We start from the raw sequence: 15,707 nt of genomic DNA, 5'->3' as shown, positions 1-15,707 counted from the left end.
CGGGCGTCTCAAGGAGGCTACAATCGATGAACCGTCCCTGGTGGCCCTGCGCCGGCTGTGACCTCCTGCGCGCCTGGCTGCTGCCGGTGGGCCTGCTGTTACTCGCCGCGCTGCCCGCACCGCTCCTCGCCGCCTACGAGCCCGTTACCGACCCCGGCATCGAGGTTACCCATCCCCGGCCGCTCTACGACCGCCGCACCCGCACGTATTGGCTCGACGTCACGGTTACCCACCAGGGCGCCGAGGCCCTCACCGGTCCGCTGCGGCTGGTGGTGGAGAGCGCTAACAAAACCCTGGTCACCGGCGACGGCAGCACCGCGGCCGGCGAGCCCTACGCAGACCTGAGCACAGCGGCCGACGCGCGATTTGCGCCGGGTGACACTTACAGCCATCGGCTCGGCTTCCGCGGCGGGCGCGGACAACTGCTCGCCACGCTGCGGCTGGAGCGCGACGTGCCGGAGGTGGTCAACCAGCCACCGGTGGCCGACGCCGGCCCGGATCAATCACTGACCCTGGCGGCCGGGGCGTCGACCATTCAGGTCACTCTGGACGGTACCCGCTCCGGCGATCTCGACGGCGCCATCGCCCGCCACGAGTGGACCGGTGTGCCTGATCCCGCTGACGTTGAGCAGCCGACGCTAGATCTTGGCGTTGGCACCTACAGCTTCAGCTTGGTGGTGTACGACGACCAAGACCAGCCGAGCCCGGCGGATGCAGTGACGGTCCGCATTGATCCGGCACCAAATCAGGCGCCCACCGCCGATGCCGGACCCGATCAGACGCTGACCCCGGCGCTGGGTGAGACCAGAGTCACGGTGGCGCTGGACGGCAGCGGCTCCAGCGACCCTGACGGCAACATCACGCGCTGGGAGTGGGGCGGCGATGCCGACCCCGATGACGTGGTGCAGCCGCAGATCGAGCTCGGTCCCGGCGTCTGGAGCCTGAGCCTGACCGTCTATGACGACCAGGATCAGCCCAGTACACCCGACACCGTCGTCATTAGGGTCAATGATGCCCCGCAGCCCAGTCCGCCTCAGCTCCAGGTGTCAGCGACCACCTTGGTTGTCAGCGAGGGCGAGACGCTCAGCATCGATGCGAGCGCCACCGACCCGAACGGGGATGTGGTGAGCCTCAGTGCGACGCCGCTGCTGCCGAATGCGAGCTTCACGTCTACGCCCACGGTGACGCCGCAGGGCAGCTACCGGTTCACGCCCGGGGACGCCCAGGCGGGCACCTACCTGGTCGAGCTCAGCGCGCGGGACCGTTGGGGCCTGACCGACAGGCGGGTGGTGGAGATCCAGGTCGAGCCCGTCAATGCCCCGCCCGCGCTGGAGGTCGAGCCGGATCATCGCGTCGACGAGGGCCAGGAGATCGCCATCCCCTTCAACGTCCGCGACCCGGACGGCGATCTGCCCGAGCTCTCGGTCACGGGTCTGCCCGGCAACGCCGTCCTGTTGCCGGCACAGCAGCTGATCCAGTTCGCGCCGGACTTCGATCAGGCCGGCACCTATGATCTGGTGCTCGCCGCCGACGACGGCACCGAGCGCGTCGAGGCCAGCCTTCGGGTCACGGTTGAGGACGTGCCCCAGGCCGTGGGTGACGCTCTGACCTTGGTCGTCGATCCGGTCGATACGCCGACCTTCTCGACCCGCGCGCGCGTCACCGGCGCGGTCAACGGCAGCGGTCAGGCCCGGGCACCGCCGGCGCCCTTCGGGTTGATCACCGGGCTCGCGCCGACCCAGGCGGCCCAAGGCGACACCCTGAGCCTGACCCTGACCGGCGCCGACGCCGGCCGCTGGCAGACGCTGTTCGCCGCTGGGTCGACGTCCCTGGATCTGGGCGACGGCATCAGCGTCGACGCCGTCACCGTGCTCGGGCCGAGCCGGTTGGAGGCGATCATCACCGTCGCTCCGGATGCCGATCCCGGGCAGCGGCAGCTGCGCGCGGCCACCGGCGACGAGATCGCGGTGTCGGTGCTGGCCTTCACCGTGCTGCCGGGCACCGCGACGCTGACCGGGGTGCTGCGGGACAGCGAGACCGGTGAGCCGATTGCGGACGCCCTGATCTCGGTGGAAGGCACCGCCCTGCGCGCTACCAGTGGCGCGGACGGCAGCTTCAGCCTCCCCGGCGTGCCGGCGGGCGAGCGGCAACTGCTGGTCAATGCCCCGGACCATGCGCTTGTGCGCACGCGGGTGGACGCCGTCGCCGGCGAAGAGATCGAGCTGGGCGAGATCGCAGTCGAGCCGCGGGTACTGTCGGCAGACGCGACGCCCTCAGCCTCGGTGCTGAGCCTGGTGGCGCGGGGCATCGGCGACGCCACCCGGCGCATGTCGTTCGCTGAGGCCGAAGACATCACGCGGGATGCGCTGATGCTGGTCGGCGGCCGCGATATCGGCATCCTCGATGCCGATGGCAATCAGCAGAATCCGGACGTGGGGGAGGATGTCCCCTTCTGGAGCTTCAATGAGGATACGGTGTCCACCATCGCCGAGCGCATGCTGCTCACCGAGCGGCGTACCCTGGCCGAGGTGCTGGAGACCTACACTGGCCTCTGGGATTGGGGCCCCGGCGAGCCGCCGACGCTGTTGGACTGGCTGGCCGCCATCCAAACCGTCGTCGACGCGGCCTGGTCCGACCCGGGTGACCGCCGCAACGCATTGCTGTTCCTGCTGTTCAACCCTGAGCGCACGCTGCTGGCCGCGCCGCCCACCATCGTCGCGGATCTGCCGCTGAATGCGCTGCAGGCGACGCTGATGGAGCTGACGCTGCTGCGCCATGCGGCCCGCACCCTCGACCCCGAGGCCCTGCACGACGCCATCATCCTCGACTATCCGGAGCTCGCCGGCGCGGTCCAGGCGCCGGGTCCCGCCGGGCCGTCCGTGGCGGGGAGCCTGCTGGACTTCCTGGTGCCGAAGGCGGTGGCCGCACAGCCGCTGGTGGCCCGGGCCGAGCGCGCGGAGTATGAGGTACATGTCAACGAGAAGCTGCAGCTCGCGGCCCTCGACTATTTGAATCTTGGTGTGTTGGAAGAGGTTCGCTACCAGTGGTCGCTGACCCAGAAGCCGCTCGGCAGCTCGCCGGCGTTCACCCGCATCGACGAGAAGATCGCTTACCTGAAGCCCGACAAGTCCGGCGCATACGAGGTCAAGCTGATCGTATCCGCCGCCGGCCACGACACCGCCGAGACGACCATCGCCATCACGGCTGGCGATGCCTGCGACGATGCCTTCAAGCCGAAGCTCTCCAACGCGGATGCTACCTGGGAAGAGGTCGCCTGCGTCTTCAACCGCGCCGTGCCCAAGAGCATCGCTACGGGCGCTGTCAAGGGCCAGCTGTGGGGCTGGCTCCAGGGCGCTGCGCCGATCAGCAAATTCGACGCGAAGCTTGCCGCGGCCAATGATCTTAAGGCGTTCAATCGCACCGCCAACATCGGCTATCCGCGCGCTCGGATCACGGCCATGAAGGGGCTGGAAGATGCGTTGCCGCGGATGATGGACCAGGCGACCAAACAGGGCCGCTTCCTGCAGTTCAAGCGGTTCGGAACCAAGCTGTTGGCGAACGGCACCGCCGGCGTCATCCAGGGGCAGGCCGCGACCATCAGCCGTGACATCATGTACGCGGCGCTGGACAAGGTGATTGCGCAGGTGGTCTCGTCGGTGCGCCCGGCGCCGCCGGGGGCGGTCAATGCCGACCCCATCGTCTCCTACGGGACCAATCAGCGCGCGGCGGTGCTGGTGACCTTCGAGATCTCGCCCACCGAAGAGAGGTACCTGCAAAGCGGCGGCTTCGACGGCCAGCCCGGGAGCGCACCGCAACACTTCGCCTACAAGATCTACCGGGAGCGACCCGGCGGCCTGGTGGAGCGCATCTTTGTCGGTTTCCCGGGCGCCGGCGGCGAACTCTACCCCAGTTCCCGAATCGGCGACGGCAAGACGCTCTACGCCTTCGTCGACACCGACCCACCTGAAGGCCAGCTCAGCTACTTCGTAACGACCCGCCGCATCATCGGCAAGGGACCGGTGATCACGCAGACATGGAGCGAGAGCGGGTTCTGGATCGGGCAGGTGCTGGGCGTACTGTCGCCGCCGGGCATGAATCAATACAACTTCGCCAAGGCGATGTCCCAGCGGGGCATCAATCTGCTCAAGCAGGTGCGACTGCAGGACAGTGATCCCAGCATTGCGGGGCGCATCTATCTGCCGCGCGCCACCGAGGGTGTGAAGCTGCCGGTGCAGCTCGCTGCAACGCCGCAGCTCGGACGCTATGACGGCGACATCCTGATGAGCGTGCCGGAGCTGGACAGTGTGTTCTCCTTCGCCGGGGGTGCGCCGGAGCTGCTGTTGAACAGCGGCTTCAAGGCGCCGTACCAGGCGGGCATCGCCGTCGATGCCCTCGGCAACATCTACATGGACAACGCGGCCAGCGACCAGCGTTTCGGCGGACGCATCTGGCGCTGGAACCAGCAGCTGGGTCGCGCCCTGTTCGGCAGCGTGCAGTACTTCAGCCGGCTGTTGATGTACTCCAAGCCCGCCGCGGTCCAGTCCATGACCGCCGGCCGTATGTTCGGCGGTGAAATGCTCTTCATCGCGGACCAGGCGTCCAACGGCATCCGCGAGCTTGAGATTCCGGCCGACGGCGGCTTTCCGCCGGACCCGGGCCATTACGTCAGCCAGCCCATCACGGCCCCCGGCGACGTGCCGGTGCTGGCCGACACCAGCATGGCCGTCAACGACGCTGACCGGGAGCTGCTGGTGACTCAGGGCGACAATCTGTTCCGTTATGTGAACCGAAACGACAGGTCGCTGCTGTTCCCGCAGGACGCGAGCCCGTTCACGCGCATCACCGGGATCGACGCCGACAGCGCCGGCAACCTGTACGTCGGCGACGGCAGCCGCGGCGAGATCGTCGTGATCCCGGCCGACAAGCGCGGCGACGGCTTCTACCAGGACCTGAACGACGAGCCCTGGATCCGCGACCTCTACACGCTGGCGGAAGACCTGCCGGGCCCGGCCGAGCTGCGCGTCGCCGGGCATCAGAAGGCCCTGATGTGGCTCGACAACCGGGGCATGAATCATTTCGCCTTTGGCTTCAGCGGGCGGCTGCTGCTGCCGGACGGCTCGCCCCTGGTGGGCGCCCGCGTCAGCATCCCGGAGCGCCTCGAGGACGTCGAGGCGCGCACCAACGAGCACGGCATCTTCAAGCTGCGCGGGCTGCGCGGGCCGGACCTGCCGGACGAGATCGCGCTGCTGGTGCGCACCCGCGACGGCCAGGTCGGCCAGTTTCAGCTGCTGCTGGACGCGGTCGGGCACACCTTTGCCGAGCGTATGGAATTTGTCCCGATCCAGCCGCCGCCGCCGCCGGACGACCGGCCGCCGCCGCCCGAGGTCCCGGTGGTGCCGGTGCAGATCATCACTCCGGGCGACACGACCATCGTCGACACGCCGGTGCAGACGCCGGAGACCGAGGCGCCGGCCGAGGGCACGGCGCCCGTCGTCGCCATCGTCGGCCCGGCCGATGGACTCGAGACGGATCTGGATCAGGTGACCCTTCGGGGCTTCGTCATCGGCGGCACGCTGCTCTCCGCCGTGCTGGAGCGCAACGACGTCGAGTCCCCGCTGACCGTCCTGGACGGCGAGTTCGAAACGACCGTGAGCATCGGCGAGGGCGTGACCCGGCTGCGGGTGGTCGTCGAGTCGCTGGACGGGGAGGGTAACCCGGTGATCGGCCGCTCCGATGAGGTCAAGGTGTTCAAGACCGACAACCCCACCACGGGCGCGCTCACCGGGCGCGTACTGGATGAGGCGACGGGGTTGCCGATTCCGGGTGCCAGCGTCTTCGCGCGCGACTACGGCATCTCCGCACTCACCGACCGCAACGGGGTTTGGCAGCTCACAAGGGTGCCGCCGGGCGACGTCTATTTGGAGGTGGTGCCATGAGCCGCACCCTGTTGCGCTGCTGGGGGCTGCTGGCGCTGCTGCTGCTCGGCGCTGCGCCCGGCAGCGCGGACGTGCTGGTGGAGGTCACGGGGCCCGGCGGACGAGCCAGCCAGAGCCTGCCGGACGCAGGCGGCAGCTTCGACCTGAACCTGCCGCTGTTGCGCAATTCGGTCAACGAGCTCACCGTCACCGCCACCGATGCCAGCGGCGCCAGCGCGGCCCAGAGCATCGACATCACCCAGGTCTCGCTGGAGTCGGTGGTGGTCTCCCGCGTCGTCTCCGAGCGGCTGTCCGTAGAGCAGGTGGAAGAGCTGGTCGCACGAGGCGACCTGGACTTGGACGACCCGGAGAACTACAACGTCTCGGTCTTCAGTGTCGTGCTCACCATCGCCCAGGAGTCGGTTCCAATCCAGGTTCCGATCGTGCTGCCGAAGACCGAGCCGGAAATCGGCTTCGAGACACTGAAGATAGAGAGCGGTCGCGGCGGCAGCGGGGGCACGCCGCGGATCCGCGACGCCGAGGTGCTGGTCTTCGAGCGGCCCGTCGAGGTACCCGGCCAGGGGGTGATCCGGCTGCCCGGCGTCATCGTCATCGACGGCCGCCTGAAGAGTCTGAAGGAGCTGTTCTCCGTCCGGCTGCTGCTCATGAACACCTCGGGCATCTTCACGCTGAGCGATGTCACCGCCGAGATCCAGCTCCCCGAGGGGGCATTGACCGTCATGGTGCCGGACGGCGGACTCGTCGCCTATGGCGACATCCCCCCGGGCGACAGCGAGAGCCCCGGACAGGAGGAGCGCGAGCTCATCGTCCGCGGTGACGCCATCGGCACCCACAACGTGCGGGTGGACTTCGGCGGCGTGCTGATCGGACGGGGCATCCCCGAGGACGAGCCGATCCCCTTCAACGGCAGCGCGACCACGGACCTGGAGGTCAAGGGTCCGCCGACGCTGGATGTGGAGCTGCGGCATCCGGACGAGGTGGTCGCTGGAGAGCTCTACGATCTGGAGGTGCGCGTTCGCAACACGGACGTGATCCCTGCGCTGTACGCGAGCCTCCAGCTGGACATGGGGCTGGATGCGGAGCTGGTGTCGTGCAGCATCCCTGACGGTGCCCTGGAGCCGGTCTGCGAGACCGTGGTGGGCCCGGAGCTGCGCAATCTCGGCCATTTGCTGCCGGGCGAGGCGCTGACGGAGGTGTTCAAGGTCCGGCCACTGAAATCCGGCCCCATCAACTCCTGTATGGGCGCCGCCGATCAAAACATCTCGCTGCGCGTCTCCGTCGGCACCATCGGCTGCCTGATCGGCGAGTTTCCGCCCGCCAGTGCCGATCCGAACGGGGTCCCGGCGGTCAGCCTTCTGCCGACGCCGAATATGACGGGCGTGAATACGGACTCGCCGGTGGTCGCCTTTTTCAGCAAAGAAATGGACCTGGCGAGCATCATCACCGGCCCCGGCGGCTCGTTCAACGTCTACAGCGATGCACAGACGCCGGTACCCGGCACTCTGCGGCTGGACGTGCTCAACGACCGGACCGTTGCGGTCTGGCAGACCCTCGGCGGGCTGGCGCCGAATGCCAGCTACACGGTCGTCGTCACCACCGACGTGACGGACCTCGACGGCATCCCGCCCGAGACCGAGTGGAGCAGCGAGTTCACCACCACGGGGACTGGTCTCGATGACTTCACCGCGCCCGAGCTCACGCTGTCCGTGCGGCCGCCGGTGGACCCCAACCGGGTGCTGCCGGGGCAGCTGGTCCGGCTCGAAGCCTACGCGGCCGACCAGGGCAGCGGCATCGCGCGGGTGGAGGCAAGGCTGCGGGACCTGGGCGATCCCAACGGCGCACAGCGGCTGATCGATCAACGCACCCCCACCGCCGGCGACGAGCCGCCCTTCGTCTTCGCCATCGACTCATCGGCCCTGACGCCCGGGCATGACTATGAGCTCAGGGTCACGGCCATCGACGGCGCCGGCAACGGCACCGAAGCGACGCTGTCCCTGGTGATCGCCGCATCCGCGGCGCCGCCGTCCCTGGTGCTGCCGGACGCCCCGACCGACCCTGTCCCCGCAGGGACCTTCCTGGACCTGACGCCGGTGTCCGTGTCCGCGGGTGTGCGGACCCTGCGCTTCTACCTAGACGGCGGCGTTGACCCGTTCAAAACCGTCGGTCTGGCGCCGTTCACGACCTCCCTGGCTACCGCGAGCCTGCCGCAGGGGCCGCACCAGATCCGGGTGGAGGCCGAGGACGGCCTCGGGCAGATCGGCGAGGCCTTCTTCGACTTCACGCTGGACGCCGGCGGGATCGAGCCCGACGTGCTCTTCCCCGGCGTTCCCGACGGCACGCGCTTCGTCCAGGGCGAGCCGCTGCAGGTGGTGCCCCAGGTGAGCCATGCCACCGGCATTGTCTCGGTGGTGTTCTGGCTCGATGACCCGGCCGCGCCGCAGCCCTGGGAGCAGGTGGGCGATAGTCTCGTCGTCGATACCGCGGCGCTCGCACCAGGCCTGCACCGGCTGGTGGTGCTGGCCACGAGCAATGCGGGCACGGAGACGGACCCTGATTCGCCGAGCGCCTCCCTGCTGTTCGAGGTAGTCGCGGCCGCAGCCGGCGATCCGCCACCCGCGCCGGTGCTCACGGCCGTTGAGCCGCCGCGCGACGGCCGCTCCCGGGTCACCGGCACCAGCGTGCCCGACGCCCGGATTCAGATCGAGAACCTCGACACCGGGCTGATCATCACCCTGACAGCCGATGCGGCCGGCGATTTCTCCGGCGAGATCGACACCCTGCCGGGTGAGCGCGTAGCGGTACGCGCGTTCGATCTCGCGAGCTCGCCGGACCCGGGCGAAGCCGCGGAGGCGACCATCCCGCTGCCGGTGGTGGTCAGTGCGATGTCCGTCACGCCCACCGGCTTCACGCTGACGACGGCAGGCGAGTACCGCGACTTGGCTGTCACGGCCGAGTACGCTGACGGCAGCGAGCGCGATGTCACGGCGCAGGCGAGCTGGGCCAGCACGGCGCCCGCCGTTGCCACCGTCAGCGACGGCGGACGCGTGGCCGCCGTCGCCAGCGGCAGCGCCGAGATCGTCGTCGGTTTCGACGGTATTGAGCAGCGGGTCCCCGTGTCGGTGGACATTGTGACCCTGGAGACCATCGCGGTGGCGCCCGGTGATCTCGCCTTCGATTTCCTCGGGGAGACGCGGCAGCTGGTAGTCACTGGCCGCTTCAGCGATGGCAGCAGCAGCGAACTGACGGGCACCGCCAGCTTCTCCAGCGCCGACGGTGCCGTCGTCACCATTTCCGCAGCTGGGCTCACCACCGCGCGCGGCAACGGCAGCGCGAATCTCTATGTGGCCGTGCCCGACATCGCACCGGTCGCAGTGCCGGTCGTCGTGGACAGCACGGCGGACACGGCCCCGACGGTGTCGATTCTGGCCCCGGCGGAGGGCACCGGCGTGGAGCGGGGCGATGCGATCAGCGTGACGGTGCGCGGACAGGATGCGGTGGGTGGTGTCGTCTCACTGGCGCTGGACGTCTCCGGCGAGATCGTGGACAGCCAGAGTGAAGCCATTGACCCGGCGTCCGCGGACGCGAGCCGCAGCTTCACGCTGCAGGTGCCGGAGACGGCGACCATCGGTGCCCAGATCGTGCTGCAGGCCACCGCATCGGACACCGCGGCCCAAGCGGCGCCGCCGGCGACGGTCACCCTCGACGTTGTCGATGCAACGGCGCCCGCGGCTGTCATCGCCGCGCCGGCCGCGCAGACGCCCTACAACTTCGGTGACGAGATCGTCATCCAGGTGCAGGCGGAGGACGCGGTGGGCGTCGCTGCCATCCGGGTCGAGACCTCGGGTGCGCTGAGCCTATCGGACCGGCAGGAATTCGCGGCGGCGCCCACCGAGGCATCCGCCGAGTTCCAATTCACCGTACCGGCCGGAACTCCGGGCCAGGACCTCAGGCTCATGGCCTATGCCAGCGATGCCAGCGGGAACGAGGGCAGCGCCGTGCCGGTGGACGTGATCCTCACCGGCGCGGACATCACGCCGCCGGTCACCGTTGCCACGCAGGCCAGCGACCCGGGCGCGGGTGCGGTGACGACGGTGAGCTATCGCATCGACGACGGCCTTGCGGACCTGAGCCACGTGGAGCTCTACTTCCGGCGCGATGGCCATGGCACCTTCAACCGCTACACCGGGCCGGACGGCACCGACGATGGCGCCTTCCAGCCCGAGAACGGCGATCAGGCCACCATCGCCTTCGACGCGACGCACATGGGCGGCGACGGCAGCTACGAATTTGCCACCGTCGGCGTGGACCTGGCGGGCAACCGCGAGTCCTTGCCCACCGACGGTGCCGGTGACTTCATCGGCGATGCCGGCGCGGACGTGAGCATCGCCACCGGCGCGCCAGTGCTGATCATCGACAGCGACACGGAGCTCGGCGCTGCCAGCTTCAACGGCAGCAGCGTGCGCGTCGATGGCGCGACGCTGACCCTGGTGGGTGCGCATGATCTGGCCAACGTCGAGTTGGTGAACGGCGCCGTGCTGACCCACCGCGACGCCACGGACACCGAGGATGCTGTCGGCATCGAGCTGACCGCCTGGACGATCACTGTCGATGCGAGCAGCAGCGTCGATGTGGTCGGCCGCGGCTACCTCGGCGGGCGCGGGTTCAGCGAGGCGGGCCGCACCGTCGGCAACCAGGCTGGCGCCAGTGCTTTCGCGGGTGGCAGCTATGGCGGACTCGGCGGTCGCCATTCAGACAGCTATACACCGAATCCCGTCTACGGCGACCTGATCCTACCCACCGACCTCGGCAGTGGCGGCGGTGCGGCCGGCAACAGCGACGGTGGCGACGGCGGCGGGCGGATGCTCATCAGCGCGATCAACGTCGTCGCCGATGGGCCATTGGACGCAAGCGGGGGGCTCGGCGAGCCGTCCGCCTCGGGTGAAGGCTCCGGCGGCGCCATCAATCTCGCGACCCGGACGCTGTCCGGTAGCGGGGCTATCCGTGCCGATGGTGGCAGCCGCGACGGCACCAATAACGTCGGCGGCGGCGGCGGGCGCGTCGCGATCCGCTATCTGGACCTGTCCACCTTCGACCTCTCCACCATCACCGCGGCCGGTGGCGACGGCTTCTACGGCGACGACGGCGCCGATGGCACCGTCTTCCTGCAGCAGGAAGACGAGGCCAACGGCGAGCTGGTGATTAACGGCCAGGGCGCCAATTCGCCCTTCACGGACCTGATGCTGCCGGTGGGGCGCACCTTCGATGCCCTGATCCTGCAGAACGGCGCCCGCGTCATCGCGAGCGGCGCCATCGAGGTGACAGACCTCCTGTGGCTGCGCGACGGCGCCGAGCTGACCCATCCGGACCAGGACACCGCCGGCCTGCGCATCGACGCCACGCGCGTGATCGTTGAGGCGGGCAGTGCCATCGACGTGACGGGCCGTGGCTACCGCGGCGGTGAGGGCTTCAGCGAGGCCGGCCGCACGCTGGGCGATATCGCGGGCTCGGGCGCGGGCAGTGGCGGCAGCCACGGCGGGCTCGGCGCGAGCGGTGGCGCGAGTGCCCCGGGCGCTGTCTACGGCGACCCGACCTGGCCGGCTCGGCTCGGCGGTGGCGGCGGCGCCTCCGGCAACAGCGACGGCGGCGCCGGCGGCGGGCGGGTGCACATCGTCGCCAGCGACGAAGTGATCATCGACGGCGCGGTGCGTGCCGACGGCGGGCTCGGCCAGGCCTCGGCCTCCGGCGACGGCGCCGGCGGCTCGGTGCTGATCGAGACCGAGCGTCTCGCCGGCAGCGGGAGCATCTCCGCCAACGGCGGCGGTCGCGATGGAGCGGACAACGCCGGCGGTGGCGGCGGGCGCGTGGCGCTCTACGCCGACTACATCGACGCCGACGCCGACTTCGGCGACCTGCTCAATGTCACCGCCTGGCGCGGGCGCGGCTTCTACGATGATCCGCCCGGCAGCGCCGGCACGGTCTACCTGCACATCGGCGGTATCAGCGAGCTGATCATCGACGACAACGAGAGCGGCGTCACGTCACCCACCGGCACCCCGCTGCCGCTGATCGGCCCCGGCATCACCTTTGCGGTGAGCGCGGACACGCTCACCACCGACGGCGCCTTCCCGCTGCTGCCCGAGGCGCTGGTGGGTCTGCGGCTCAATCCGGATGCAACCCAGGACGAAGCCTTCACGATCATCGCCAACGGCGAGGACAGCGTCACCGTGGCGACGCCGAACGCAAACGGCGTCGCCTTCGCCGACCTCGCTGCGGCGGGCAAGACCTACGTCGGCGTCTACCGGCTCGACAAGCTCAGCGTCCGCCGCGGCGGTCACCTGGAGGTGGGCGACCGGCTGGTGGTCGCCGACACCCTCGCCATCGCCGAGCACGGCCTGCTGACCCACCCCGAGACCACGCGCAGCTACGAGGCCGTGCTGGAGCTGAGCGTTGGCACACTGACGCTCGACGCCGACAGCCGCATCGACGTGACCGCGCGCGGCTACGAGGGCGGGCGTGGTTTCAACGAGGCCGGGCGCACCCTCGGCAACCAGCCTGGCGCCAGTGCCAACGCCGGCGGCAGCTATGGCGGCCTTGGCGGGCGCTTCTCGGCCAGCAACACGCCGAACCCCGTCTACGGCGACTCGCTCGACCCGCTGGAGCTGGGCAGCGGCGGCGGTGCCGCCGGCAACAGCGACGGCGGCGACGGCGGTGGTCGGGTGCTGATCGACGCGCAGCACATCATCCACGACGGCGCCATCCGCGCCGACGGCGGGCTTGGCGCTGCGTCCCGTTCCGGCATGGGCTCCGGCGGTGCGGTGAACATCCGCACCGGCACGCTCGCGGGCAGCGGCACCATCGAGGCCGACGGCGGCGACCGCGGTGGCGCCAACAATGTCGGCGGCGGCGGCGGTCGTATCGCGATCGAGTACAGCACCGACATGATCCTGCCCGAGACCAATCTCCAAGCCATCGGCGGCGATGGCTTCTACGGTGATGACGGCGGGCATGGCACGGTCATCGTCAAGGGGCCAGGGCAGAGCGTCGGCGATCTGATCATCGATGGCTACGGGCGGATCCAGCCCAGTGACAGCGTCGAGATCCCCGGCAACCTGCGCTTCGAGAACATCATTCTCCGAAATGGCGCCCGCGCCGTGGCAGACGGCGGCATACAGGTGGTCGACACATTGCTGCTCGACGCCAATGCGGTGCTGACCCACGGCCAGGGCAACACTGCCGGCCTGCGCATCGACGCCACGCGCGTGATCGTTGAGGCGGGCAGTGCCATCGACGTGACGGGCCGTGGCTACCGCGGCGGTGAGGGCTTCAGCGAGGCCGGCCGCACGCTGGGCGATATCGCGGGCTCGGGCGCGGGCAGTGGCGGCAGCCACGGCGGGCTCGGCGCGAGCGGTGGCGCGAGTGCCCCGGGCGCTGTCTACGGCGACCCGACCTGGCCGGCTCGGCTCGGCGGTGGCGGCGGCGCCTCCGGCAACAGCGACGGCGGCGCCGGCGGCGGGCGGGTGCACATCGTCGCCAGCGACGAAGTGATCATCGACGGCGCGGTGCGTGCCGACGGCGGGCTCGGCCAGGCCTCGGCCTCCGGCGACGGCGCCGGCGGCTCGGTGCTGATCGAGACCGAGCGTCTCGCCGGCAGCGGGAGCATCTCCGCCAACGGCGGCGGTCGCGATGGAGCGGACAACGCCGGCGGTGGCGGCGGGCGCGTGGCGCTCTACGCCGACTACATCGACGCCGACGCCGACTTCGGCGACCTGCTCAATGTCACCGCCTGGCGCGGGCGCGGCTTCTACGATGATCCGCCCGGCAGCGCCGGCACGGTCTACCTGCACATCGGCGGTATCAGCGAGCTGATCATCGACGACAACGAGAGCGGCGTCACGTCACCCACCGGCACCCCGCTGCCGCTGATCGGCCCCGGCATCACCTTTGCGGTGAGCGCGGACACGCTCACCACCGACGGCGCCTTCCCGCTGCTGCCCGAGGCGCTGGTGGGTCTGCGGCTCAATCCGGATGCAACCCAGGACGAAGCCTTCACGATCATCGCCAACGGCGAGGACAGCGTCACCGTGGCGACGCCGAACGCAAACGGCGTCGCCTTCGCCGACCTCGCTGCGGCGGGCAAGACCTACGTCGGCGTCTACCGGCTCGACAAGCTCAGCGTCCGCCGCGGCGGTCACCTGGAGGTGGGCGACCGGCTGGTGGTCGCCGACACCCTCGCCATCGCCGAGCACGGCCTGCTGACCCACCCCGAGACCACGCGCAGCTACGAGGCCGTGCTGGAGCTGAGCGTTGGCACACTGACGCTCGACGCCGACAGCCGCATCGACGTGACCGCGCGCGGCTACGAGGGCGGGCGTGGTTTCAACGAGGCCGGGCGCACCCTCGGCAACCAGCCTGGCGCCAGTGCCAACGCCGGCGGCAGCTATGGCGGCCTTGGCGGGCGCTTCTCGGCCAGCAACACGCCGAACCCCGTCTACGGCGACTCGCTCGACCCGCTGGAGCTGGGCAGCGGCGGCGGTGCCGCCGGCAACAGCGACGGCGGCGACGGCGGTGGTCGGGTGCTGATCGACGCGCAGCACATCATCCACGACGGCGCCATCCGCGCCGACGGCGGGCTTGGCGCTGCGTCCCGTTCCGGCATGGGCTCCGGCGGTGCGGTGAACATCCGCACCGGCACGCTCGCGGGCAGCGGCACCATCGAGGCCGACGGCGGCGACCGCGGTGGCGCCAACAATGTCGGCGGCGGCGGCGGTCGTATCGCGATCGAGTACAGCACCGACATGATCCTGCCCGAGACCAATCTCCAAGCCATCGGCGGCGATGGCTTCTACGGTGATGACGGCACGGATGGCAGTCGATGCATCAAAGCCGTCTGCGATTGACGCGCACGTCTGCTGCTCCGCGCCGCATAAAGCCGGCTCTCTGTACTGCCAGCCCGAGTGCTCAAAATCCGGAGCGGGGGCGTCGAAGCCGGGCTCGTCGGTGGTCGGCGTTTATGACCTGGGGGATAGGGGCGAGAGTCTGCGCGCTACCGCCAGCTGCGTCCGTCGCCCGCCAGGGTGCGGCCGACGCCTCAGCGGCGCGATCCCCGAGACAGCTCTGCGAGCTTGCGCCCATCGCTCAGCGCCTGCAGATGCGCACGCAGCGCGTCCAGCGCCTGCTCGGCGACCGCGTTGAGGTCATGCACGAGGTGCTGGCCCCAGCGCAGCGGGTCGCGCAGCTGCGCGCCGAGGCGCTGCGGTGACAGCACATCGTAGATGCGCCGCCAGTCGCCTTCGATGCGCAGCGAGAGGCGGGGGTTGATGATGTACTCGCCGCGGCGCCAGCGCAGGAAGAGCTTGCGATTGTAGGGGTCGTCGCGGTCGATCTCGTTCTTGGCCAGGATCGAGGAGATGTATTGCCGCTTCTTGCGCCGGACCGGGACGATGGACTCCGGGAACTGCGCGAGGATTTCCTCGAAGTCGGCCGCGGACAGGAGCGCGGCGCGGGTCGCATAGTTCTCGCCGAGGCGCTGGTAGAAGAGCACCATGGCGATGCAGAGCATCAGGTATTCCATCAGTCGCCGATCCAGCTTCACCAGGCGCCCGTCCACCTGGATGTCCATGCTCGGTGGGGCCAGGCGCTCGTAGACGGCGGGCAGGCGCCTGCGGGCGAAGCGCTCGTCGGCACAGGCGCGCTCCAGCGCGATCTGAAAGGCGTTGAGGCCGTTCGTGCCATGGGGCCAGGTCTCACGTCGCACTTGTGCTTGTGCTATCT

3 protein-coding genes are annotated in these 15,707 nt (G+C 69.8%); 2 read left to right on the top strand and 1 reads right to left on the bottom strand.

What is annotated here, in order from left to right:
- Positions 1 to 26: 26 nt before the first annotated feature.
- Both CKO31_RS10055 and CKO31_RS10050 read left to right on the top strand, forming a co-directional pair.
- Positions 27 to 5,936 carry a carboxypeptidase regulatory-like domain-containing protein gene (locus tag CKO31_RS10055; RefSeq protein WP_200236592.1) on the top strand — a complete coding sequence of 1,970 codons (5,910 nt, stop codon included), beginning with the start codon at positions 27 to 29 and terminating at the stop codon, positions 5,934 to 5,936.
- Positions 5,933 to 14,833 (top strand): Ig-like domain-containing protein, encoded by an 8,901-nt coding sequence (locus CKO31_RS10050; protein WP_200236590.1) that lies wholly within the window; start codon positions 5,933 to 5,935, stop codon positions 14,831 to 14,833. The genes CKO31_RS10055 and CKO31_RS10050 overlap by 4 nt, the downstream gene beginning before the upstream one ends.
- A gap of 191 nt (positions 14,834 to 15,024) precedes the next feature.
- Here the strand turns inward: CKO31_RS10050 and CKO31_RS10045 are convergent, their stop codons facing one another.
- Positions 15,025 to 15,690 carry a hypothetical protein gene (locus CKO31_RS10045; protein WP_200236588.1) on the bottom strand — a complete coding sequence of 222 codons (666 nt, stop codon included), beginning with the start codon at positions 15,688 to 15,690 and terminating at the stop codon, positions 15,025 to 15,027.
- Positions 15,691 to 15,707 lie beyond the last annotated feature (17 nt).

Origin of the sequence: Thiohalocapsa halophila (genome assembly GCF_016583825.1) — a bacterium.
Taxonomy (GTDB): Bacteria; Pseudomonadota; Gammaproteobacteria; order Chromatiales; family Chromatiaceae; genus Thiohalocapsa; species Thiohalocapsa halophila.
The sequence above is the reverse complement of the archived record's forward strand: the minus strand, read 5'-3'. Positions and strand labels throughout refer to the sequence as shown.